Here is a 21,363-nt window from a genome sequence, read left to right as displayed (position 1 = left end):
GAGATTGTAACATAATATGGCAGAACTGACAAGCAAGCAGCGGGCCCAGCTGAGGGGGCTGGCCAACAGCATCGATACCATCCTCATCGTGGGCAAGGACGGCATTGGGGACAACCTGGTGAAGCAGGCCAACGACGCCCTGGAGGCCCGGGAGCTTATCAAGGGCCGTGTGCTGGAAAACTCCATGCTCTCCCCCCGGGAGGCAGCCGAGCAGTTGGCCCCCCTGACCCGGAGCGAGGTCGTCCAGGTCATCGGAACAAAATTTGTTCTCTATCGTCCAAGCCATAATAAAGAGAAAAAGGACAGAATCGTGCTGGTGACGGACAAGAAACAGAGGTAATCAATTTTATTCCTGCCAGCCGCTGACGCTTGGCGTGTTCTGGGCGGCGATGGGCTGTGGGCCGAGCTTCAGCCCCATCCTTCGGCCCAATTTGACAAAGCGGGGCTGCCCCTTTTTGGGGCCGTCCACCCTGATAAAAGTGAGAGAGGTGTCTGGCATGAAGATCGGAATCTACGGCGGGACCTTCAATCCCCCCCATCTGGGACACCTGGCCGCGGCAAAGACGGCCATTGAGGTGCTTGGCCTGGACCGGCTGCTGCTGATCCCGGCGGCGATCCCGCCCCACAAGGTCCTGCCCGAGGGTACGCCCCCGCCGGAGCACCGTCTGTCCATGGCGGAGAAAATGGCGGACGCGCTGCTGCGGCCCAAGGTGGTCCAGGTGTCCACACTGGAGCTGGAGCGGGAGGGCAAGAGCTACACCTCTGACACGCTGGAGGAGCTCCATCGTCAGTATCCGGAGGCGGAGCTGTGGCTGCTCATGGGAACGGATATGTTCCTGACGCTCCACCTGTGGCATGATCCCGATTCCATTTTGAGACTGGCCGGGGTGTGCGCCTTTGGCCGTACTGAACAGGACGGGGAGGAGCTCTTTGCCCCACAGCGGGACTTCCTCTGTGAGAGATATGGCGCAAAAGTGACCACCATCACTCTGCCCGGTCTGGTTGACATCTCCTCCACCCGCCTGCGGAAGCTGCTGGGCCAGGGGGAGGGGAGAGAGTACCTACTCCCCGCTGTCTATGGGCACATTCTGATGAATGGGCTCTATGGTACCCACGCCGACCTGAAACATCTGGACATTCCAGAGCTGCGGGCCTGCTCCTGCTCCATGGTCCGACAGAAGCGGGTGGCCCACATCCGCGGCACTGAGGAGGAGGCGGTCCGTCTGGCACGGCGCTGGGGGGCCGACCAGACGCTGGCCCGACGGGCAGGCATCTTACATGACTGCACCAAGTATTTAAACCTGGAGGAGCAGTTGGCCCTGTGTGAGAAATACGGGGTCGCGCTGGACGAGCTGGAGCGGTCAGCGGTCAAACTGCTTCACTCCAAGACCGGGGCGTGTATCGCCAAGGCGGTTTTTGGGGAACCTGATGAGGTGTACTCGGCCATCTTCTGGCATACGACAGCCAAGGAAAACATGACGACACTGGAAAAGATCCTGTATGTGGCTGATTACATAGAGCCCAACCGGGATTTTGAAGGGGTGGAGCGCCTGCGGTCGCTGGCCTATCAGGATCTGGACAAGGCCCTTCTCCTGGGGGTGGAGACTACCATTCAGGAGATGGAAGAGAGAAAGCTGCCTGTCCACAGCAGGACGTTCAAGGCCCGGGACTGGCTGAGGTCCCACGGAGTAACGATAGAGGAAGGAACCGAATGAGCGAACACACCAGAAGACACGGAAAACGACAGGTCCAGACCGAGCGCGCTTCCTTGGGGGAATATTGGGCGCGGTACCGGGCTTGGGTCCATGGGATGAGCCGGGGAGAGAAGATCCGCTACCGCGCCTTACAGACCGCGGTGTTCCTCTCCATCCTGATCATTGTGGGCTATCTGATTCTAAGCGCCTGGATCAAGCTGCCCGATACGTCGGACCTGCCCGGCCAGACCACAGGAGGACAGACTCAGGGAGACACCTCTGATTTGAGTTATGACGGGGCGGAACTGCCCCAGGTGGCCATGAGCGGCCGAAGAGAGGGAGTGTATACCTTCCTGGTAGCTGGCTTAGACCAGGTGAGCAATTCCACAGACACAATGCTGCTGGCGACCTATGACACTAAGAATAAGACTATCGATGCCATCAGCCTGCTCCGGGACACGATGATCAACACCAGCGCCACAAGGGGCGCACAGAAGCGGCTCAATGTGGTGTACACCCGGAATCGGGGGTCCAGCGACCTGCCAGAGAAGGAGCGGGTGGAAAAGGGAATGACCGCCTTGAAGCAGGAGGTGAGCCACCTTACTGGAATCTACCCGGACTTCTATGTCCTGGTGGAGTGGGAGGCTGTCGGGGAACTGGTGGACGCCATTGGCGGAGTCTATTTCGAGGTGCCCTTTGATATGGACTATGACGACCCAACCCCTGGCCAGGACCTGCACATCCACCAGGAGGCAGGGTACCGCCTGTTGAACGGCCAGGACGCCATGGAGGTTATCCGCTTCCGCAAAAATAACGATGGCACCCACGCCCTGGGGGACAGCGGCCGGACCGCTATCCAGCGGGACTTCCTCACAGCGGTGATCAAGGAGTGCCTCCAGCCGGATATTCTCCTCAAGCTGCCGACGCTGGCCCAGATATTCACTGAAAACGTGTCTACCGATTTAAGTGTGGGCAATATTCTGGCCTTTGCCCAACTGGCCATTGGGATGAACGTAGAAGAGAACGTGACGTTTGTCTCCCTGCCTTGGACAGGCGTCAGCTATGACGGGGCATCTCTGGTGCTGGCCAATGAGAAGGAGCTGCTGCCCTTGCTCAACGACGGCCTCAATCCCTATGTGGGGGAGATCCAGTCCAGCGACCTTCAGCTGATGTATAAGAAGAGTGGAGGGGGCTACGGTGTGACCAACGGTACACTGTTGGACTCTAGAATGGCCAAGCCTGTAGTGGCGCAGAAGCCTCAGGAGGAAGAGAAGGAGCCCACAGAAGAGGAAGAAACGCCTGATGTTCCCCCGGTGGAGGAGCCCAGCGGAGGGGCCGAGAACCCTGGTGAGGAAACAGGGATCGGTCAGGAAGGTGACTCTTCTCAGGGAGAAGGAGGAAATGGCAGTACCGGCCAGCCCCCTGACGAAGAGGGGGAAACGGGTACTGATACGCCGCCCATCGTGACCATCGACCCGGACGACGTGCTCCCCGACCCGGGGAGCGGTTCCACCAGTCAGGAGACGGAGGAGGAACCGCCGCCCTCCCAGGATATCAGGCCTTCATAGAAGGGGAGACAGCGGCTTCAAGCAACAATATATAAGTAGAAAGGGGAAAGAAGATTGACTTCTTATGAGATGGCCATCGCGCTGGCCAAGGCCCTGGACGGGAAAAAGGGGCAGGATATCAAGGTGCTCAAGACCGAGGAGCTGACCACGCTGGCGGATTACTTCGTGCTGTGTACCGCCACCTCCAGCACCCAGGTGAAAGCGATGTCAGACGCCTGTGAGGAGGCCATGGAGAAAAATGGCGAGCAGGTCCACCACATTGAGGGACACCGGGGCGGCACCTGGCTGCTGATGGATTTCTCATCCGTTGTGGTCCATGTGTTTACCGACGAAGCTCGAAAGTTTTATGACCTGGAGCGGCTGTGGGGCGACGCTCAGGAGATAGACTTGGCACAGGCGCTAAAGTCGGAATAAATGTATAAAACAGAGGGGTGTTCCGGTCGTTATATCCGGAACGCCCCTCTTGAATTTCCTCTTGACGGAAGGGAAAAGACTTCCTAGAATAAAACGGACAGGGAAAAGAGGAGATGGGATAAGCATGGAACTAAGCCTGATGCTGATGGAGCAGATATTGGCCATGGTGCTCATGGCCGCCGCTGGCTTTTTGGCCGCCAAAGCGGGGGTCCTGACTGGGGACCAGAGTCGGGTGCTCTCCAAGGCGGTGCTCTATATTGCCCTGCCCTGTACCTTGGTGAATGCTTTTCAGACAGACTATGATCCAAATATCCTGGGGGCGTTTTTAGTGACGCTGGCCATCGCGGTTCTGATACATGGAATATTTTGGCTTGTCTGCTGGCTGTTAGATAGGACTGGGCGCCAGCTTACCCCAGCAGAAAAGGCCTCGGTCATATACAGCAACGCCGGAAACCTGATTATTCCCATTGTATTGAATACGCTGGGGCAGGAATATGTCATTTATACCTGCTCCTACATGGCCTTTCAGGGATTCTTAGTCTGGACCCATGGGCAGAAGCTTATGGGGGGCGAAGGCCGGCTCACACTAAAAAAAGTGGTGAAAAACCCCTGCCTCTGTGCCATACTGATGGGCATGGCACTGTTTTTCTTACATATCCGCCTGCCTGGTGTGTTGGGTACCGCTGTTTCCTCTATGGGGAGCTGTGTGGGCCCCCTATCTATGGTGGTGGTGGGTGTTCTGCTGGCGGAAACAGACTTGAAGGCCGCTTTTTCCTCGCAGGGGATATACCGGGTCGTTTTCCTAAGGTTGATCATTCTGCCATTGCTGGTAGTGGCTCTATTGTGGGGAGTAGAGCGGGTCTGGGGACATAGCCAGATCCTACTGGTCAGCCTGCTGTGCGCGATAGGTCCGGCAGCCGCTACGTTGACCCAGATGGCCCAGCTCTATAAGAGCGCGGAGAGCCGGTACACCTCCTCTATAAACGTGGTGACCTCGGTATTGTGTGCCGCCACTATGCCGCCGATGATCGTTTTATTCCAAATGCTGACAACGTAAGAAGCTGCCTCCGATTTTTAATCAGAGGCAGCTTCTTATTTCCCTCGGATAACAGTCAAAGCCTGACGGCAGTTGACCACCTGGTTGACCAGCTGGTCGCCGCCATACTCCCCGTCAATGGTCCAGGGAATGGGCTGGTCAGAGGAAAAGGTAAGCTGGGAAGCCTGGAAATGGATGCGGGAGCCGGCCCCCACCGGATTCTGAGCGAACAGAGTCTGGAAGCCATCGGTGACATCGGCCAGACTGACCGGCTTTTTGACCAGATCTACCTCGAACAGTCCGTCATCCAGCTCTACGTCCTGTTGAGGCAGCTTGATGCCGCCGATGGACAGGGCGTTGCGCACCATGCCGAAGTAAAAGTCATCCTCCAGAACCTGACCATCGTATTCTACTTTAAGATGGTAGGGGGAGATGGTGGGCAGAGAGGCAATGCCCTCTACCACATAGGCCAGATGGCCAAATGTGTTTTTCAGATCCTGGGGAGTGGCGTAGGCCACATGGGTAAACGCGCCGAAGGCGGCCACATAGACGAAGGGCTGCCCATTGAGTTTTCCAATGTCAATGTGAAAGGGCTCGCCTTCGCCGGCGGCGACGGCAGCGGATTTAATCGGGGAGCGGGGGAGATTTAGGGTGGTAGCGCAGTCATTGGTGGAGCCGGAAGGAATATATCCCAGCATGGGTGGGGCGGACAACTCCATCAGCCCGGTTACAGTTTCGCTTAAAGTGCCATCGCCGCCGGCACATACCACCCGTTGGAAACGGGGACCCAGCTCTTTGGCGGCTCGGACAGCGTCCCCCTTGCACTGGGTGGGGTAGACAGTGACCAGCCACCCAGCCTTGGTAAAGACGTCTAAGACCGGAGAAAGACTGCCGGGCAGCTGTCCTTTCCCGGATGTGGGGTTATAGATCAAGAGAGCTTCCTTCAAAACGATCCCTCCTTGCCTGTCAGATTTTATAGGAAAACAGCCTGGGCTTGGTGGACCAGCCTGATTAATATTAATAGTAGTATTATTATAGAAAGAGAAAAGAAAAAATCAAGAGAGATGTTGTAAATCTTTACATAAAATTAAGGCGCAAAAATAGAGGTTTCTTGTGCCACACTGGGGCTTGCGCCCATGGGGCAAAACGGTTAAAATACCTAAGATAGTATGTCGTAACGAGGTGGATTAACGACGATGGACCGAAAAACGTTAAAAGCGGCTTTCCCCGCCACGGTACCGGTGTTGATGGGGTATCTGGCTATCGGGATGGCCTTCGGGCTGATGCTCCAGTCAGAGGGCTATGGCGTAGGCTGGGCCATTCTGATGAGCATGACCATATACGCAGGCTCTGGGCAGTATTTGGGGGTTTCCCTGTTGGCTACGGGGGCGACTCTAGGCCAGACGGCCTTTCTGACTCTGATGGTCAATTTCCGGCATCTGGTCTATGGCCTGTCCATGCTGGAGAAATTTCGGGGCATGGGCCGCCGGAAGCTTTATATGATTTTTTCCCTGACGGATGAGACCTATGCGTTGCTTAGTTCGGCCAAGGTGCCCCAGGGGGTGAAGGAGCACGATTACTACTTTGCTGTCGCCCTGCTGGACCAGAGCTACTGGGTGCTGGGTTCTGTGATCGGCTCTCTGTTGGGGGCCGCGCTGGGCTTTGACACCACGGGAGTGGATTTTGCCATGACCGCCCTATTCCTGGTCATCGCCGTGGGCCAATGGAGGACCGCCGGCAGCCATCTGCCTGCTCTGCTGGGCGGAGCGGCCACTCTGGTCAGCCTGCTGGCTGTGGGGGCGGAGGAGATGCTGCTGCCTGCCTTGGGAATTATGGTGGCCGTCCTGGTGCTTCTCCGTCCCACTCTGGAGGAGCAGGGGCGGAGAAGGCCTGCTGCGGTGAGAGAGGAGGGGGCCCGATGACCACGATGACAACGGGACAGGCCCTGGCCGCCATCGCGGTGATGGCGGTGGTCACCTTTTTGACCAGGGCTCTGCCCTTCCTCCTGTTTGACCGGGGAGGAGAGCCTCCAAAGGTGGTGCTCTATCTGGGGCGGGTGTTACCCCCGGCAGTCATCGCCATGCTCATCGTATATTGTTTGAAGGGAGTATCCTTTGCCACACCAGCGGGCTGGGTCCCCGCCCTGCTGGCCAGCGCCGCGGCAGTGCTCCTCCATCTGTGGAAGGGGAATGACCTGCTGTCCATTTTTGGGGCGACGGTGCTGTATATGGTGCTGGTGCAGGGCGTGTTCAACTGATGTTGACGATGTGAGGAACGAGAGGAAACGATATGAGAGAGACAGAAGAACTGGCCCATTTGGACCGGGAGATAGAGCGGCTGCTCCGCCGGCGCCTGGAACTGGTGGCCGGGCCGGAATCTGGGAGTACCGGCTACGACCAGTGCAGGCGGGCTATGGAGGCCGCCCGCTGCCCGGTATCCCAGCCCAGAGTGGTCTATCAGGGAGTAGCCGGAGCGTACAGCGAGATGGCCGCCCTCACCTTCTTTGGGAAGGAGGCCCGCTGTCAGGGGCTGGCCCGCTTTGAGGATGTCTTTGAAGCCGTCCATCGGGGGGAAGCGGACTATGCTGTCCTCCCCATCGAGAACAGCTCCACCGGCGCTATCCGCCAGGTATATGAGCTGCTGACCCAATATCAGCACTATATCATAGGGGAGGACACCGTTAGGGTGGAGCACTGTCTGATGGCACCCAGGGGAGCGAGTCTGGACACCATTACCCAGATCTACTCCCATGAGCAGGGCCTGTTCCAGAGCGACCGTTTTCTGTCCCGCCACCCGGAATGGGAACAGATCCCTTTTGGGGACACGGCGGGCAGCGCCCAGTATGTGGCCCAGACCGGAGACATTACCAAGGCCGCCATCGGCTCGGCACGGGCGGCAGAGCTCTATGGGCTGGATATCCTGTACCGGGGCACCAACCACAACAGCGGAAATACTACCCGCTTCGTAGTCACCTCCCCGGTGATGGAACTGCGCCCCGGAGCGGACAAGATCGCCGTCCTGCTTTCCGTCCCTCACCAGGTGGGAAGTTTGCAGCGTATTTTGACGGTGTTCCTGCTCCACGGGCTCAACCTGATGAAGATCGAGTCCAGACCCATGCCGGACAAGCGGTGGGAGTACCTTTTTTTCATGGAGTTCTCCGGCTCCCTTACCGGACCGGGGATGGAGGAGGCCCTGGAGGAACTGTCCCGATCCACCTCCTATCTCCGGGTACTGGGCAACTTCAAAAACAGCCTGACAGAGGGATAACGAACAAGGAGGAGAGCAGATGGCCAACACTGTGCTGATTACCGGGGCCTCACGGGGCATCGGAGCCGCCACCGCCCGGTACTTTGGAGAGCAGGGCTGGCAGGTGGCGGTCCACTACCACGAGCGGGAGGACCTTGCCCTGGAGCTGGTGCGGGAGCTGCGGGAGATGGGGACCTGTGCCGTAGCCCTGGGCGCGGATCTGGCCTGCCCGGATCAGGCCTCTGCCCTTCCTGCTCGGGCGGAAGAAGCTCTCGCCACTCTGGACGCTCTGGTGTGCGGCGCTGGGATCGCCCTGCCCCAGCAGCTCGTCACAGATACCAGCGGCGATGAATGGCGGCGCCTGATGGGGATAGATCTGGACGGCGTCTTTTATACCATACGGGGGGCCGTCCCCTCCTTTGTCCGGCGGCGGCAGGGCGCGATTGTCACCATTTCCTCCATGTGGGGAACCACGGGAGCGTCCTGTGAGGCACCCTATTCTGCCGCTAAGGCGGGGGTCATTGGTCTGACGAAGGCTCTGGCCAAGGAACTGGGGCCCTCCAACATTCGGGTCAACTGTGTGGCCCCTGGTGTTATCCGAACGGATATGAACCGGCATCTGTCCCAGGCGGATATGGATGCTCTGGCAGATCAGACACCTCTTTGCCGGACTGGTGATCCGGAGGAGGTGGCTCGGGCAATTTTCTTTCTGGCCTCCGAGCAGTCTTCCTTTGTCACGGGCCAGGTCCTGGGCGTGGATGGCGGCATGGCGGTCTAAAGAGCGGGAGGAGAGGCAGAAAAGGCTCTCCTCCCGCCTGACTTTTTATGAAAAGCATAAAAGGGCGGACCAAGCCCAGCCCCCTGACAAATAACAACAAAAAGAACCCGGTTGTCAAAGAAACAATAAGTTGCTATAATAAGAAACAAAGTGGGTATTTTTTCCCCAAAAGGGAATAAATGTCACCTACCCCCGAGAGGAGGACGGCTCCATGTCCCGACAAAAGGGCGGTTTTGGCGGCTATCGCGGCCGCAGAACGCTGACCGATATATTGAGATTGATCGCGGTCGTCCTGACCGTGTTGGTGATTTTGGTGCTGGCGGGACTATTTTTCGGTCAGAAATATATTGTCCAGACGGACCGGGGCCTTCAGTTTCAACTGCCTCAGGCCCTCCGCCCAGGGAAGGAGGAGCCCGATATTGGAGACATCAGCGTGGTGATCCAACCCTCGGATTCAGAGCGGCGGGAGGAGCCTGAGCAGGAGCCGGAGCGCGCCCTTACGGCGGCCCTTCAACTGCCCTTGTCCGCCGTGCTGGACGGCACCGCGGTCGGAAGCATGGAGGAGGCCGGAGCTAATGCCCTGATCCTACAGATGAAGGGCAGGGAGGGCCAGCTGAACTGGGTGTCCCAGCAGCCCTTGGCCGTAGCTGCCGGAGTCAGCGGGCAGGACCAGTCGGTCAACGATGCCCTGACCGCATGGAACCAGGGCGAGGTCTACACGGTGGCCAGGCTATGCTGTTTCCGGGATAATACTCTGCCCTATCAAAATAACGCAGTGGCCCTCCGGGCCAGCTACGGCAACTGGAGGGACGAGCTGGGACTGCGCTGGCTGGACCCGGCTAAGGCCGAAGGACAGGCCTATGTCGCCGGCCTGTGTGGGGAACTGGCTGCCCTGGGCTTTGACGAGATCGTGCTGGAGTGCTGGGCCTATCCCAGCCGGGGAAATCTGGATGTGATTACCGACGGCCCGGCGGGGGACAGGCAGGCTGTGACTGATTTGGCGTTGGCCTTGCTGGAGCAGATTGACGCGGAGACAGAGGGATACGATGTCAGGATCTCTTTGGTGGCGGACGGGGAACTGCTTGAGAGAACGGGCCTGGATCTCAACAGCCTCGATCAATGGGAAGGAAATATTTGGACAGTGGGAGAAGGAGAATATCTGGCAGGACTGGACGAAAATGCGGACGGCGGTCGAATCGTCCGGATTGTATCTGCGCTGGAAGGGAAAGAAGCGGGAGCGCAGGGTGTGCTCCCGGAGCCGGAACTGGGATAAACAGAAGCCGCTGGCTGCGTTATGCAGCTGGCGGCTGTTTTCCTTTCAGGGGAGGGGCTGAAAATGCAGGAATAAAGATGACGGAATTGTAAACTATCGCAAAAGAGAGAGGGAATACCCCGCAAAAGATGTGCGATAGAGGGTGAAATAAAACGAAAAATGCCGCATTATAAAAAAGGTATACGAAAGATAGATAAAATAAAGCTTGCATTCCTAAGTGATTTCACATAGAATAAAAGGTACATAATTTCATCAGGAAGCGTGGATGAAGATGAAAAGGTGGTGAGGATATGGCAGTGGAAGCCATCCAAAAGGTGACGCAGGTCGAGGCGGAGGCCGACCGCCGCAAGGAGGAGGCCATGGCCGAGAGCAAGCAAAAGCTGCTGGTGGCGCAACGAGCTGCCCAGCGGCTATTGGCGGATAGCCGGACTGAAGCAGAGAATGAGGCCCGTCAGATGCTGGTTCAGACAGAGGAAGAAGCGGCTAAGGCTACCCAGAAGGTACTGGAACAGGCCAAATTAGACTGTGAGCAGTGGAAGCGGACAGCTCGGACCCGGCTGGACCAGGCCGCCCGCGCAATCGTAGAAAAGGTTGTGAATCGCTGATGGCCATCATGAAAATGAAACGCCTGCGGTTGATCGCCATGGCGGAGGACCGGGAGACCATCCTCCGCACCCTCCAGCGCATGGGATGCGTGGAGGTCAGCGAGGCCGGGGTGGAGCCCTCGGAGGCGGGAGATGCCTCTGGGCGGGAGCTGCTCCAGCACCTGCGGGACAAAGTGTCCCGGCTGGATGCCAGTGGGCTGGAGCGGGCCCGGGAGGAGCGGGGAGAGGCGGAGCGAGCTCTGGCCACGCTGAAGCGGTATGCCCCGGAAAAAGGGAAACTGCTCCAGCCCCGGCCCGACCTAAAGGAGGGAGAGCTCTTTGACCAAGGGCGGGCCCGACAGGCCCTGGATAGGGCCCAAGAGGTCAACGAGGCAGAGCGCCGCATGGCTGCCATCCACAGCGAGCAGTCCAAGCTGCTGGCCCAAAAGGCCGCTTTGGCGCCCTGGCTGGAACTGGACCTGCCCCTGGAGACCCAGTCTACCCACCAGATTATGATCCAGCTGGGCACCCTGCCCGCCAATCGTCCCTTTGAGGAGGGGGAGCAGGCGGTTCAGGGGGCCGGAGAGCTGGTTCAGCTGACTCAGATATCGGCGGATCGGGAGCTGCGGTACTGCCTTCTAGTATGCCACACCAGCCAGGAGGAGGGCGCCCTAGAGGCGCTGAAGGCTCTGGGCTGGTCCCGTGCCAATCTGCGGGATTGGACGGGGACGGCGGCAGAAAACACGGTCCGGCTGGACCGGGAGCTGGAGGAGTTGGCCAAAGAGTTGGCCCAACTGGAGGAGAAACTGGCCTCCATGGGACACCTCCGGCCCCAGCTTCAACAGCTGGCTGACCTGGCCCAGGTGGAGAGTGACAGAGAGGAATCCCGGGGAAGGCTGCTGAATACCAGCCAGACCTTCTATCTGGAGGGCTGGGTGCCGGAGGAGAACTGGCCCCAGTTGGAAAAAGCCCTGGAGAAATATCCCTGTGCCTATGAGGCGGCCGATCCAGTGCGGGAGGAGTATCCGGATGTACCGGTGAAGCTGAAAAACAACTGGCTGACCCGGCCGTTGAGCATGGTCACAGATATGTACTCCCTGCCCGCTTACGGAACGGTGGACCCCAACCCCCTGATGGCCCCCTTCTTTATCCTGTTTTACGGGATGATGATGGCGGACATGGGGTATGGCCTGCTGATGATGGCCGTTGCCTGGGTGGTGGTGAAGCGGGCAAAGCCCGAAGGGGCGACGATGCGGCATATGTTCCCGCTGCTGGGGCTGTGCGGCGTGAGTACCTTTATCTGGGGAGCGGTGACGGGAAGCTTCTTTGGCGACTTCCTCACACAGCTGGTGGCGCTGACCACTGGAGGCCAGTTCGCCCTGCCCGCCCTATTCTCCCCGGTAGATGACGCCCTGGCGGTACTGGTAGGCTCGCTTGTGTTGGGCTTGGCTCAGATCTTTACTGGCATGGGGATCAGCATGTACCGCAAGATCAAGCGGGGGGCTGTGATGGAAGCTCTGTGCGGCGAGGGAGCCTGGTACCTGGTCTTTCTTCTGGCCGGCGTGGCCGCCCTCACCGGACAGATCAAGGCTTGTGCCATTGCCATCGTGGTCCTGCTGCTGTTGACCCAGGGCTATGGGAAGAAAGGCATAGTGGGCAAGCTGGTGGGGATCGGCGGGTCGCTATACAACAATATCACCGGCTATTTCAGCGACATCCTGTCCTATTCCCGGCTGATGGCCCTGATGCTGGCGGGGGCTGTGGTGGCCCAGGTGTTCAACACCCTCGGCTCGATCACCAATTTCCTGCCCACCTTCATCCTGATCTCTATGATCGGCAACGCCCTGAACTTCGCTCTGAATCTGCTGGGCTGCTATGTCCACGATATGCGGCTGCAGTGTCTGGAGTACTTCAAATACTACTACGAGGACGGGGGTAAACCCTTCCGTCCCCTGGAGTTCAAGACGAAATACTATCACATCGTCAAAGAATGAGAATAAGGAGGAAACAACAATGAGTTTTCTGGAATCTTTCGGCGGTTTGGCCCTGGCCCTTCTGGGCGCCAGCCTTGCGGTGGGATTGAGCTGCGTGGGCTCCGCCAAGGGCACCGGTATCGCCGGTGAAGCGGGTACCGGCCTTCTTAGCGAGGACCCCAGCAAGTCCGGTAAGGTCATGGTGCTCCAGCTGCTCCCCGGTACCCAGGGGCTGTACGGCATGGCCGTGTTCTTTGTGGCCCTGATCCGCATGGGCTTTATGGGCAACGCTCTGGCGGTGAGCGAGGCGATGTCCGTCCAACTAGGCCTGCAATTTTTCTCCGCCTGTATGCCTATGGCGATCGGCGGCCTGCTGTCCGCTATCGCCCAGGGCCGCGTGGCTGCCGGTTCTATCAATATCCTGGCCAAGAAGCCGGATGACTGGTCCAAGGGCCTGATCCTGTGCGGTATCGTGGAGTTCTACGCCATTTTGTCCCTGTTGTGCTCTATGATTATGCTGTTCTCCCTGAGCGTGCCGCTTTAATTTCCACCGAGAGGGGACGAACATATGGAAGGAATCGAAAAGATCACGGCCAAGATCATTCAGGACTCTGAGGCGGAAGTGACCCGCATTCTGGAGGAAACGGAGCGAAAGGCCCGCTCCATCGGCGAGGAGGCCCAGGCCCAGGCCGACCGAGAGCGGGAGGAGATTTTGGCCCGTGGCCGCCGGACCGCCGACGAGCGGCTGGAGCGTCTGAAATCCGCCGCCCAGATGGAGCGGCGCAAGCTGGAGCTGGCCGCCAAGCAGGAGGTGCTGGCCGAGGCATTTGACCTGGCCCTGGAGAAGCTGTGCACCATGCCTGAGCAGGAGTATGTGGCGCTGTTGACCAAGCTGGCCCTGGAGGCGTCTTCCACTGGCCGGGAGCAGCTCATCTTCTCCCCCCAGGACCGCAGTCGGGTGGGCAAACAGGTGGTGGTGGCAGCCAACGAGGCCCTGGTAAAAGGGGTGGCCCCCGAACTGCCCGAAGCGATCACCGAATCCAAGGTAGGAGCCTTCCTGGGCAAGGTGGTCAACACCACTGCCGCCATGGTTACAGGTACCGGCCTGCTTACCCTGAGCGAGGAGACCCGGCCTATCAAGGGTGGCTTCATCATGGTGGACGGGGACATCGAGGTAAACTGCGCCTTTGAGACACTGGTTCGCCTCCAGCGGGAGAAGCTGGAGAAGGAAGTGGCCGGCGTGCTGTTCCCCTGAGAGTTGGGACAGAGTGAAGAGTCAGGGGGAAGAGCGGAGAAATGCCCTTTCCCGCGGGATCTTCACTCTCCACGCCCAACTCTCCACTCTCAAGTAAGGGAGGGAATATTTTGTCCCACCAGATAAAGGATATAGACTACCTGTCCATTTCTACCAGGATCCGGGCCATGGAGAACCGCCTGCTGACAAGGGAGAGGATGGACCGGATGATTGACGCCAGGGAGAACGGGGAGGCTATGAAGATCCTCACCGAGTGCGGTTACCCGGAGGATAGAGGAGGCGGGCTGGAGGGCGTGCTTGCCCAGGCCCGGGCCGATACCTTCCGAGACATCGCCGGGGCGGTACCAGATCCCCGCCTGGCGGAGATATTCCAATTGAAATATGATTATCACAACGCCAAGGTTATTCTGAAGGCCCAGGCTGTGGGCGCCGACCCAGAGCGCCTGCTGCTGGCCGGTGGGCGGTATGACCCCAGAGAGCTGCTGGAGGGATGGCGGCGAGAGGAGCTCCAGGGCTGTTCAGAGGAGTTCCAGCGGGCTATGGCCCAAGCATGGACCCTTCTAAGGGAGAGCCGGGATCCCCAGCAGGCCGATCTGCTTCTGGACCGAAGCTGCTATCAGGAGATGGAACGACTGGCCAAGGCGCTGGGCAGCCCCTTCCTCCTGGGCTATGTCCGGCTGAGTGTGGATGTGGCCAATCTTCGGACCGCTGTCCGGGCGGCCCGAATGGGCAAAGAGGGAGACTTCCTGCGCCGGGTGCTGCTGCCAGGAGGAAATGTGTCTCAGCAGACAGTAGCTTCCGCCCGGGCAGACACACTGGGCGAGGTGTTCCAGTCGGGACCCCTGGCCCAGGCCGCCCAGCTGGGGGTCAAGGTAGCCCAGCCCGGTGGAGGCTCTCTGACCGCCTTTGAAAAGGCCTGTGACGATGCGCTTACAGCCTATTTGGCCGCCGCCCGTATGGTCCCCTTTGGGGAGCAGACGGTCATCGGCTACCTCTATGCCAAGGAGCTGGAGTTTACGGCAGTCCGCACCATCTTTGCCGGGCGGGCAGCTGGACTGGACGGAGATACCATCCGGGCCCGGCTTCGGCAGACCTATGTATAAGGGGGGTGGCTGGAGATGTATAAGATCGCGGTGATGGGCGACGTAGACAGCGTCCTGGGCTTTAAGGCCCTGGGGCTGGATGTATACCCTGTGGCTGGCCCGGAGGAGGGGCACGAGACGCTCCACCGGCTGGCCAGGGAGAATTACGCCATTATCTATATGACCGAGCAGCTGGCCGCCAAACTGACGACTGACATCGCGCGGTATAAGGACGCGCTGACCCCGGCGATCATTTTAATTCCCGGAAAGGAGGGTCCCCTGGGTATCGGCATGGCCAATATTAAGACCGCGGTAGAGCGGGCTGTGGGCGCTGATATCCTATGACGGACCAGGGAGAGGTCCTCCGTCTTGCCTCGCTGGAGGAGGCACCGCGGCTTTTCCAGCTGATCCTCCAACGGATCACCTGGCTGGAGGAGCGGGGGATACGTCAGTGGGAGCGGGATGACTATCTTACCTATTACCCCTTGACCTATTTCCAGGAGCGGGCCCGAAATGGGGAGCTCTATGGCCTGTGGAGGCCCGACGGGGCGCCCAATGTGGTGGCGGTGCTGCTGGAAGAGGATGATCGCTGGCCTGCTGGTGGGTCCGCGCTCTATATCCATAACCTGGCCGCAAACCCGGATGCCCCAGGCGCCGGGGAGCGGATGCTAAGGCAGTGTATGGCACTGGCCAAAGCCATGGGGAAGGACTATCTGCGTCTGGACTGTGGACGGAACAATCCAGCGCTGAATGACTACTATGAACGACTTGGCTTCTCCTATGTGGGCCCAATGGAAGTGGGCAGCTACCAGGGTAACCTGCGGCAGCGCCCCCTCCTTTGAAGGCCAGTGGAACAGAGCCAGAAGAAAGAAGGTTTAGCCTATGGGAAAGATCGTCAAGGTCTCCGGCCCGCTGGTGGTGGCCACTGGTATGGAGGAGGCCAATATGGCCGACGTGGTCCGTGTGGGCGAACAGCGCCTCATCGGCGAGATCCTCACCATGACTGGAGACTCTGCCTCCATTCAAGTCTATGAGGAGACCTCCGGACTGGGCCCTGGGGCCGAGGTGGTCACCACCGGCGCCCCCCTGTCTGTGGAGCTGGGCCCCGGTCTGGTGGAAAATATTTACGACGGCATCCAGCGCCCTCTGGAGGAAATCATGAAAAAGGTCCAGGGGAACAACCTGCCCCGCGGTGTGGAGGTCCCTGCCCTGGATCGGGAAAAGAAGTGGGACTTTGTCCCCACAGTCCAACCGGGGGCCCAGGTGGTGGGCGGTGATGTCATCGGCACTGTCCAGGAGACGTCCTCTATCCTCCATAAGATCATGATCCCCCCGAAAATGAAGGGGAAAATCCTGTCCATTCAGTCCGGCGCCTTCACCGTTACGGAGACGGTGGCTGTTCTGGAGCGGGAGGACGGCTCCCAGGTGGAGCTGCCTATGATGCAAAAATGGCCCGTCCGTGTGGGCCGGCCCTATAAGCGTAAGTATCCCCCCGTCATTCCCCTCCAATCTGGCCAGCGTATTGTAGATACCTTCTTCCCTGTGGCCAAGGGGGGCACCGCCGCCATCCCCGGCCCATTTGGTTCTGGTAAAACGGTGATGCAGCACGCCCTGGCCAAGTGGTCCGATGTGGACTTGGTGGTCTATATCGGCTGCGGCGAGCGGGGCAACGAGATGACCGACGTGCTCCGGGAGTTTCCCGAACTGGTGGACCCCCGCACTGGAGAGTCCCTGATGAAGCGGACTGTCCTCATCGCCAACACCTCTGATATGCCGGTGGCCGCCCGTGAGGCGTCTATTTATACTGGTATCACTATCGCAGAATACTTCCGGGATATGGGCTACGCCGTGGCCGTCATCGCTGACTCCACCTCCCGCTGGGCCGAGGCTTTGCGTGAGATGTCCGGCCGTCTGGAGGAGATGCCCGGCGAGGAGGGCTACCCAGCCTATCTGTCTTCCCGTCTGGCTCAGTTCTATGAGCGGGCCGGCTCCGTGGCCTGTCTGGGGTCCGATGGGGACCGCCGGGGCAGTCTGACCGCCGTGGGCGCCGTGTCCCCACCGGGCGGCGACCTGTCCGAGCCCGTGTCCCAGGCCACCATGCGTATCGTCAAGGTGTTCTGGGCCCTGGACTCCTCCTTGGCCTATCGCCGCCACTTCCCGGCCATCAACTGGTTGACCTCCCACTCCCTGTATCTGGATTCCCTGAAGCCCTGGTATGACGAAAACCTGGGCAAGGAGTTCCTGCAGAACCGGGAATGGGCCATGGCCATCCTCCAGGAAGAGGCCAGCCTGAACGAGATCGTCCAGCTGGTGGGCAAGGACTCTCTGTCCCCCAAGGACCAGATCACTTTGGAGACTGCCAAGATGATCCGGGAGGACTTCCTCCAGCAGAACTCCTTCGCGGACATCGACTCCTACTCGGAGTATGACCGCCAGGCCCGCCTGCTGGCTATGATCCACCAGTACGACCAGGAGTGCCGGGGCGCGTCAGAGCGGGGAGGCGATTTGAACGCTCTGTTCTCCATCCCCGCACGGGAAAAGATCGGCCGGGCCAAGTCCGTCCCCGCTGATCTGTATAAAGACTCCTACGCCAACCTGTTGGTGGAGATGGAGGAAGAGATCAGCGCCATTGCCGAGAAGGGAGAGGATGCACTGTGATCCGAGAGTATAAGACGATACAGGAGATATCCGGCCCCCTGATGGTGGTGGACCGGGTACAGGGCGTCACCTATGACGAGCTGGGAGAGATCGAACTGACCGACGGCACCGTCCGCCGCTGTCAGGTGTTGGAAGTAAACGGGAATACCGCAGTGGTCCAGCTGTTTGAAAACTCAGCCGGTATCAATCTGGCGGACTCCAAAATCAGGTTCCTGGGACACCCTCTTCAACTGGGGGTGTCCGGAGATATGCTGGGCCGGGTGTTCAACGGCATGGGGGAGCCTATTGACGGCGGCCCAGCCATCCTGGCCGACGAGTATCAGGATATCAACGGTCTGGCCATGAATCCCGCCGCCCGCAACTACCCCAATGAGTTCATTCAGACGGGTATCTCTACCATTGACGGGCTGAACACCCTGGTCCGCGGCCAAAAGCTGCCTATCTTCTCCGGGTCCGGCCTGCCTCACGCCGCTTTGGCGGCCCAAATCGCCCGGCAGGCCAAGGTGCTGGATGGGGAATCCAACTTCGCCGTGGTTTTCGCCGCCATTGGCATCACCTTTGAGGAGTCGGAGTTCTTCGTCCAGGAGTTCCGGCGTACCGGCGCCATCGACCGTACGGTGCTGTTTACCAATCTGGCCAACGACCCGGCAGTGGAGCGTATCGCCACGCCCCGCATGGCCCTGACAGCGGCGGAATATCTGGCCTTTGAGAAGAATATGCACGTACTGGTCATCATGACCGACATCACCAACTATGCCGAGGCGCTACGGGAGGTCTCCGCCGCCAAGAAGGAGGTCCCAGGCCGCCGGGGCTACCCCGGTTACCTGTATACCAACCTGGCGACCCTGTACGAGCGGGCAGGCCGCCAGCTGGGCAAGGAGGGATCCATTACCCTGATCCCTATCCTGACTATGCCGGAGGACGACAAGACCCACCCCATTCCCGACCTGACCGGCTATATTACCGAGGGGCAGATCATTCTTTCCAGGGAGCTGTACCGTAGGGGCATCAATCCCCCGGTGGACGTACTGCCATCCCTGTCCCGTCTGAAGGACAAGGGCACCGGAGCGGGCAAGACCCGGGAGGACCACTCAGGCACCATGAATCAGCTTTTTTCTGCCTACGCCACCGGAAAGGAGAACAAGGAGCTCATGTCCATCCTGGGCGAGGCGGCGTTGAGCCCCACCGACCTGCTCTATGCTAAATTTGCGGATGAATTTGAAAAGCGGTACGTTTCTCAGGGGACAGATGAGAACCGCTCGATTGAGGAGACGCTGGATCTGGGCTGGGAGCTGCTATCTATCCTGCCCCGGAGTGAGTTGAAGCGGATCAAGCCGGAGTATATCGACAAGTATTTGCCCAAGAAGGACTAAGGGGGGAGTGAAATGCCTTCCACGACCATCAATCCCACCCGTATGGAGCTCACCCGGCTCAAGGGCCGGCTAAAGACCGCCCAGCGGGGCCATAAGCTGCTCAAGGATAAGCGAGATGAGCTGATGAAGCAGTTTATGGACGTGATTCGAGAGAATCGTTCCCTGCGCCGCCGGGTGGAGGAGGGGCTTATGCGGGCCCACGGCTCCTTCACTGTGGCCGCGGCTCTGATGTCTCCAGAGATGCTGGAGCAGTCCCTGCTCTACCCCAAGCAGTCTGTGGAGCTGGATATGACCTTCCAGAACATCATGTCAGTGGACGTGCCCAAATATGAATTCCGCACCAGCAGCCAGGACCCAGGGGAGATCTATCCCTATGGCTTTGCCCAGACCAGCGGCGAGCTGGACGACGCGGTAGACGCTATGTCACAGGTGTTCCAGGATATGCTGAAGCTGGCGGAGATCGAAAAGACCTCACAGCTTTTGGCGGAGGAGATCGAGAAGACCCGCCGACGGGTCAACGCCCTGGAGTATGTGAAGATCCCGGAGATGCAGGAAAATATCAAGTATATCACCATGAAGCTGGATGAAAACGAGCGGGCCAACACCATTCGACTGATGAAGGTGAAGGATATGCTTCTGAAGGAGGCCATCGAGGATCGGAGAGCCGAGAACGCTAGAGCCGCAAAGGTTTTCAGGGCTTCAGGTGAGGCGCCGCAAGAGGTTTAAGGCGTATGTTTCCTCACTTTGTCAATGGGACAAGATAAAAAAAGAGGCACTGCCCGGAAAATCCAGGGCAGTGCCTCCTTATTATATTTAACCCACTGTTTTAGACGTATGGAGGAATGGGTCCCCTCCATCAATACCCCATATCCAGTCCGGCTTTCCTGCGGCCGCGGAACTCGGCCGCGGCAGTGAACAGCACATCGGAGGAGGAGTTAAGTGCGGTTTCACAGGAGTCCTGAATGACACCGATGATAAAGCCGATGCCGACCACCTGCATGGCTATGTCGCTGGAGATACCGAACATACTGCAGGCCATTGGGATGAGGAGCAGCGAGCCTCCCGCCACGCCGGAGGAGCCACAGGCGGCCACAGAGGAAACCAAACTCAGCAGGAGGGCAGTGGGAAAGTCCACAGAGATACCCAGCGTGTTGGCGGCGGCCAGGGTAAGGATGGTGATAGTGATGGCAGCGCCAGCCATGTTAATAGTAGCTCCCAGGGGAATGGAAACGGAGTACTTCTCCTTATCCAGACCCAAGTCTTCACACAGCTTCATATTCACCGGGATATTAGCCGCCGAGCTGCGGGTAAAGAAAGCCATGATGCCGCTGTCCTTCAGACATCGAAAGACCAGGGGATAGGGATTTTTCCGAATAGCCAGGTAGACGATGATGGGGTTGACGACCAGAGCTACCAGGAGCATACAGCCTACTAAGACCAGAATTAGCCGGCCATAATTCAGAAAGGACTCAAAGCCGGTATCGGATACGGTGGTATAGACAAGCCCTAGGATGCCGAAGGGGGCGCAGCTAATGACCCATCGGATTGCGGAGGACAGCATATTGGAGATGTCGCCCAGTACGGTCTTGGTGCCCTCGCCGGCCTCACGCATGGCTAGTCCAAAGACAACGGCCCACAGCAGCACGCCAATATAGTTTGCTTCAGCGATGGCGGAGATGGGGTTGCTTACGGCGCTGTTCAGCAGATTCTGGAGCACGTCAGCGATGCCGCCAGGGGCAGCCTGCTCGGCCTGCTCGGCCAAAATCAGAGTGGATGGAAAGAGAAAGCTGGTCACCACGGCGCACAGCGCGGCCAGAAAGGTGCCAATCAGATAAAAGACGATCACAGCGGACATGTTGCTCTTAGCTCCCTTTTTATGCTGTGAGAGGGAGTGAAGGACGAGGAAAAAGACCAGCAGAGGGGCCAGAGCCTTCAAGGCATTGACGAACAGAGTGCCCAGGATACCGATGACGGAGGCCTGAGGCAGGAGGGCGCCTAGAGCGGCGCCCAGAATAAGTCCCACGATGATCCGTTTGACTAGGCTGATATGGTTCCACTTGTGTAAGAGTTCCATACTTCCGATTCCTTTCTTTGGTGAAGTAAAGGGGAGCGTAACCCTTTACCACAGGGCTGAATAAGGGACCGCTGACCTGCCCTGAAGGGACAGTGGCTGGGCACGAAAATTCAAAAAGAAAGACACGACATATGTCGTGTCTTTCCACTTGGAGCGAGTGACGAGGCTCGAACTCGCTACCTCCACCTTGGCAAGGTGGCGCTCTACCAGATGAGCTACACTCGCAGCGACAAATGGTATTATAACAGAAAACAGAGCGATGTCAACCCCGAAATTTAAATTTTGAAAAAATATAAAAATGTCTTTGTCATGATTGGTTGACAAATTTGCAACAAAATTTAGTTGAGGAAATTAT

The 21,363-nt window shown here is 58.7% G+C and carries 23 protein-coding genes and 1 tRNA gene; 20 read left to right on the top strand and 4 right to left on the bottom strand.

Translation table 11 applies throughout. The annotated features are described in order from the left end of the window. Nucleotides 1-16 precede the first annotated feature (16 nt). Nucleotides 17-340: a YhbY family RNA-binding protein gene (locus ACEVJK_RS01930; protein WP_147570716.1), complete on the top strand. Its 324-nt coding sequence runs from the start codon at nucleotides 17-19 to the stop codon at nucleotides 338-340. 6 nt (nucleotides 341-346) lie between these two features. On the opposite strand, the gene ACEVJK_RS01925 is transcribed toward ACEVJK_RS01930, so the two are convergent. Then, a complete protein-coding gene (locus ACEVJK_RS01925; protein ID WP_240287085.1) occupies nucleotides 347-499 on the bottom strand; it encodes a hypothetical protein in 153 nt (50 codons plus the stop codon). Here ACEVJK_RS01925 and nadD point away from each other — a divergent pair. From nadD to ACEVJK_RS01905, 4 genes are all read left to right on the top strand, one after another. Further along, a complete protein-coding gene (gene nadD / locus ACEVJK_RS01920) occupies nucleotides 498-1,715 on the top strand; it encodes a nicotinate (nicotinamide) nucleotide adenylyltransferase (protein ID WP_147570715.1) in 1,218 nt (405 codons plus the stop codon). The genes ACEVJK_RS01925 and nadD overlap by 2 nt on opposite strands. Then, nucleotides 1,712-3,262: an LCP family protein gene (locus ACEVJK_RS01915; protein ID WP_374739856.1), complete on the top strand. Its 1,551-nt coding sequence runs from the start codon at nucleotides 1,712-1,714 to the stop codon at nucleotides 3,260-3,262. Before nadD ends, ACEVJK_RS01915 begins: the two co-directional genes overlap by 4 nt. Nucleotides 3,263-3,316: 54 nt before the next feature. Beyond that, complete coding sequence (gene rsfS / locus ACEVJK_RS01910; protein WP_147570713.1) at nucleotides 3,317-3,676, top strand: ribosome silencing factor; 360 nt, start codon at nucleotides 3,317-3,319, stop codon at nucleotides 3,674-3,676. A 124-nt stretch (nucleotides 3,677-3,800) separates the two neighbouring features. Then, the gene (locus ACEVJK_RS01905) at nucleotides 3,801-4,733 is read left to right on the top strand and encodes an AEC family transporter (RefSeq protein WP_147570712.1); all 933 of its coding nucleotides are present in this window, start codon (nucleotides 3,801-3,803) and stop codon (nucleotides 4,731-4,733) included. Nucleotides 4,734-4,768: 35 nt separating this feature from the next. Here ACEVJK_RS01905 and ACEVJK_RS01900 read toward each other — a convergent pair whose 3' ends face one another. Further along, nucleotides 4,769-5,659, bottom strand: coding sequence for a diacylglycerol kinase family protein (locus ACEVJK_RS01900; RefSeq protein ID WP_147570711.1), 891 nt, complete (start codon nucleotides 5,657-5,659; stop codon nucleotides 4,769-4,771). Between the two features lie 249 nt (nucleotides 5,660-5,908). Between ACEVJK_RS01900 and ACEVJK_RS01895 the strand changes: the two genes are divergently transcribed. From ACEVJK_RS01895 to ACEVJK_RS01825, 15 genes are all read left to right on the top strand, one after another. Further along, nucleotides 5,909-6,634: an AzlC family ABC transporter permease gene (locus tag ACEVJK_RS01895; RefSeq protein ID WP_147570710.1), complete on the top strand. Its 726-nt coding sequence runs from the start codon at nucleotides 5,909-5,911 to the stop codon at nucleotides 6,632-6,634. Next, complete coding sequence (locus ACEVJK_RS01890) at nucleotides 6,631-6,969, top strand: branched-chain amino acid transporter permease (RefSeq protein WP_240287093.1); 339 nt, start codon at nucleotides 6,631-6,633, stop codon at nucleotides 6,967-6,969. Before ACEVJK_RS01895 ends, ACEVJK_RS01890 begins: the two co-directional genes overlap by 4 nt. Nucleotides 6,970-7,001: 32 nt before the next feature. Beyond that, nucleotides 7,002-7,979, top strand: coding sequence for a prephenate dehydratase (locus ACEVJK_RS01885; protein ID WP_147570709.1), 978 nt, complete (start codon nucleotides 7,002-7,004; stop codon nucleotides 7,977-7,979). Between the two features lie 19 nt (nucleotides 7,980-7,998). Beyond that, complete coding sequence (gene ymfI / locus ACEVJK_RS01880; protein ID WP_147570708.1) at nucleotides 7,999-8,736, top strand: elongation factor P 5-aminopentanone reductase; 738 nt, start codon at nucleotides 7,999-8,001, stop codon at nucleotides 8,734-8,736. A gap of 211 nt (nucleotides 8,737-8,947) precedes the next feature. Next, nucleotides 8,948-10,009: a putative glycoside hydrolase gene (locus ACEVJK_RS01875; RefSeq protein ID WP_262669224.1), complete on the top strand. Its 1,062-nt coding sequence runs from the start codon at nucleotides 8,948-8,950 to the stop codon at nucleotides 10,007-10,009. Nucleotides 10,010-10,299: 290 nt separating this feature from the next. Then, nucleotides 10,300-10,614: a hypothetical protein gene (locus ACEVJK_RS01870; protein WP_147570706.1), complete on the top strand. Its 315-nt coding sequence runs from the start codon at nucleotides 10,300-10,302 to the stop codon at nucleotides 10,612-10,614. Beyond that, nucleotides 10,614-12,587: a V-type ATP synthase subunit I gene (locus tag ACEVJK_RS01865; protein ID WP_374739855.1), complete on the top strand. Its 1,974-nt coding sequence runs from the start codon at nucleotides 10,614-10,616 to the stop codon at nucleotides 12,585-12,587. The genes ACEVJK_RS01870 and ACEVJK_RS01865 overlap by 1 nt, the downstream gene beginning before the upstream one ends. Nucleotides 12,588-12,606: 19 nt before the next feature. Beyond that, nucleotides 12,607-13,110, top strand: a complete 504-nt coding sequence (locus ACEVJK_RS01860) for a V-type ATP synthase subunit K (protein WP_147570704.1) — start codon at nucleotides 12,607-12,609, stop codon at nucleotides 13,108-13,110. Between the two features lie 24 nt (nucleotides 13,111-13,134). Continuing rightward, nucleotides 13,135-13,821: a V-type ATP synthase subunit E gene (locus ACEVJK_RS01855; RefSeq protein WP_240287103.1), complete on the top strand. Its 687-nt coding sequence runs from the start codon at nucleotides 13,135-13,137 to the stop codon at nucleotides 13,819-13,821. A gap of 110 nt (nucleotides 13,822-13,931) precedes the next feature. Continuing rightward, nucleotides 13,932-14,924, top strand: coding sequence for a V-type ATPase subunit (locus tag ACEVJK_RS01850; RefSeq protein ID WP_374739854.1), 993 nt, complete (start codon nucleotides 13,932-13,934; stop codon nucleotides 14,922-14,924). Between the two features lie 15 nt (nucleotides 14,925-14,939). Next, entirely contained in the window at nucleotides 14,940-15,248 is a 309-nt protein-coding gene (locus ACEVJK_RS01845; protein WP_374739853.1) for a V-type ATP synthase subunit F, read from the top strand. Next, nucleotides 15,245-15,745 carry a GNAT family N-acetyltransferase gene (locus ACEVJK_RS01840; RefSeq protein WP_374739852.1) on the top strand — a complete coding sequence of 167 codons (501 nt, stop codon included), beginning with the start codon at nucleotides 15,245-15,247 and terminating at the stop codon, nucleotides 15,743-15,745. The genes ACEVJK_RS01845 and ACEVJK_RS01840 overlap by 4 nt, the downstream gene beginning before the upstream one ends. Before the next feature lie 40 nt (nucleotides 15,746-15,785). Next, the gene (locus ACEVJK_RS01835) at nucleotides 15,786-17,561 is read left to right on the top strand and encodes a V-type ATP synthase subunit A (protein WP_374739851.1); all 1,776 of its coding nucleotides are present in this window, start codon (nucleotides 15,786-15,788) and stop codon (nucleotides 17,559-17,561) included. Further along, entirely contained in the window at nucleotides 17,558-18,934 is a 1,377-nt protein-coding gene (locus tag ACEVJK_RS01830) for a V-type ATP synthase subunit B (RefSeq protein ID WP_374739850.1), read from the top strand. The genes ACEVJK_RS01835 and ACEVJK_RS01830 overlap by 4 nt, the downstream gene beginning before the upstream one ends. A 12-nt stretch (nucleotides 18,935-18,946) precedes the next feature. After that, nucleotides 18,947-19,660 (top strand): V-type ATP synthase subunit D, encoded by a 714-nt coding sequence (locus ACEVJK_RS01825; protein WP_147570697.1) that lies wholly within the window; start codon nucleotides 18,947-18,949, stop codon nucleotides 19,658-19,660. A 130-nt stretch (nucleotides 19,661-19,790) separates the two neighbouring features. On the opposite strand, the gene sstT is transcribed toward ACEVJK_RS01825, so the two are convergent. Both sstT and ACEVJK_RS01815 read right to left on the bottom strand, forming a co-directional pair. Then, nucleotides 19,791-21,008 (bottom strand): serine/threonine transporter SstT, encoded by a 1,218-nt coding sequence (gene sstT, locus ACEVJK_RS01820; RefSeq protein WP_147570696.1) that lies wholly within the window; start codon nucleotides 21,006-21,008, stop codon nucleotides 19,791-19,793. 149 nt (nucleotides 21,009-21,157) lie between these two features. Then, nucleotides 21,158-21,233: transfer RNA gene (locus tag ACEVJK_RS01815), tRNA-Gly, on the bottom strand. Nucleotides 21,234-21,363 lie beyond the last annotated feature (130 nt).

Source organism: Flintibacter sp. P01028 (genome assembly GCF_041925235.1).
Classification (GTDB): Bacteria; Bacillota; Clostridia; order Oscillospirales; family Oscillospiraceae; genus Lawsonibacter; species Lawsonibacter aceti.
The sequence above is the reverse complement of the archived record's forward strand: the minus strand, read 5'-3'. Positions and strand labels throughout refer to the sequence as shown.

Excerpts from the sequence above, each read along its gene's own strand:
- ACEVJK_RS01930 (WP_147570716.1), top strand. The coding sequence starts at position 17 with ATGGCAGAACTGACAAGCAAGCAGCGGGCCCAGCTGAGGGGGCTGGCC.
- ACEVJK_RS01890 (WP_240287093.1), top strand. The coding sequence starts at position 6,631 with ATGACCACGATGACAACGGGACAGGCCCTGGCCGCCATCGCGGTGATG.
- ACEVJK_RS01885 (WP_147570709.1), top strand. The coding sequence starts at position 7,002 with ATGAGAGAGACAGAAGAACTGGCCCATTTGGACCGGGAGATAGAGCGG.
- ACEVJK_RS01905 (WP_147570712.1), top strand. The coding sequence starts at position 3,801 with ATGGAACTAAGCCTGATGCTGATGGAGCAGATATTGGCCATGGTGCTC.
- ACEVJK_RS01895 (WP_147570710.1), top strand. The coding sequence starts at position 5,909 with ATGGACCGAAAAACGTTAAAAGCGGCTTTCCCCGCCACGGTACCGGTG.
- ACEVJK_RS01875 (WP_262669224.1), top strand. The coding sequence starts at position 8,948 with ATGTCCCGACAAAAGGGCGGTTTTGGCGGCTATCGCGGCCGCAGAACG.
- ACEVJK_RS01915 (WP_374739856.1), top strand. The coding sequence starts at position 1,712 with ATGAGCGAACACACCAGAAGACACGGAAAACGACAGGTCCAGACCGAG.
- sstT (WP_147570696.1), bottom strand. The coding sequence starts at position 21,008 with ATGGAACTCTTACACAAGTGGAACCATATCAGCCTAGTCAAACGGATC.
- ACEVJK_RS01865 (WP_374739855.1), top strand. The coding sequence starts at position 10,614 with ATGGCCATCATGAAAATGAAACGCCTGCGGTTGATCGCCATGGCGGAG.
- ACEVJK_RS01860 (WP_147570704.1), top strand. The coding sequence starts at position 12,607 with ATGAGTTTTCTGGAATCTTTCGGCGGTTTGGCCCTGGCCCTTCTGGGC.
- ACEVJK_RS01855 (WP_240287103.1), top strand. The coding sequence starts at position 13,135 with ATGGAAGGAATCGAAAAGATCACGGCCAAGATCATTCAGGACTCTGAG.
- ACEVJK_RS01870 (WP_147570706.1), top strand. The coding sequence starts at position 10,300 with ATGGCAGTGGAAGCCATCCAAAAGGTGACGCAGGTCGAGGCGGAGGCC.
- nadD (WP_147570715.1), top strand. The coding sequence starts at position 498 with ATGAAGATCGGAATCTACGGCGGGACCTTCAATCCCCCCCATCTGGGA.
- ACEVJK_RS01925 (WP_240287085.1), bottom strand. The coding sequence starts at position 499 with ATGCCAGACACCTCTCTCACTTTTATCAGGGTGGACGGCCCCAAAAAG.
- ACEVJK_RS01845 (WP_374739853.1), top strand. The coding sequence starts at position 14,940 with ATGTATAAGATCGCGGTGATGGGCGACGTAGACAGCGTCCTGGGCTTT.
- ACEVJK_RS01825 (WP_147570697.1), top strand. The coding sequence starts at position 18,947 with ATGCCTTCCACGACCATCAATCCCACCCGTATGGAGCTCACCCGGCTC.
- ACEVJK_RS01840 (WP_374739852.1), top strand. The coding sequence starts at position 15,245 with ATGACGGACCAGGGAGAGGTCCTCCGTCTTGCCTCGCTGGAGGAGGCA.
- ACEVJK_RS01835 (WP_374739851.1), top strand. The coding sequence starts at position 15,786 with ATGGGAAAGATCGTCAAGGTCTCCGGCCCGCTGGTGGTGGCCACTGGT.
- ymfI (WP_147570708.1), top strand. The coding sequence starts at position 7,999 with ATGGCCAACACTGTGCTGATTACCGGGGCCTCACGGGGCATCGGAGCC.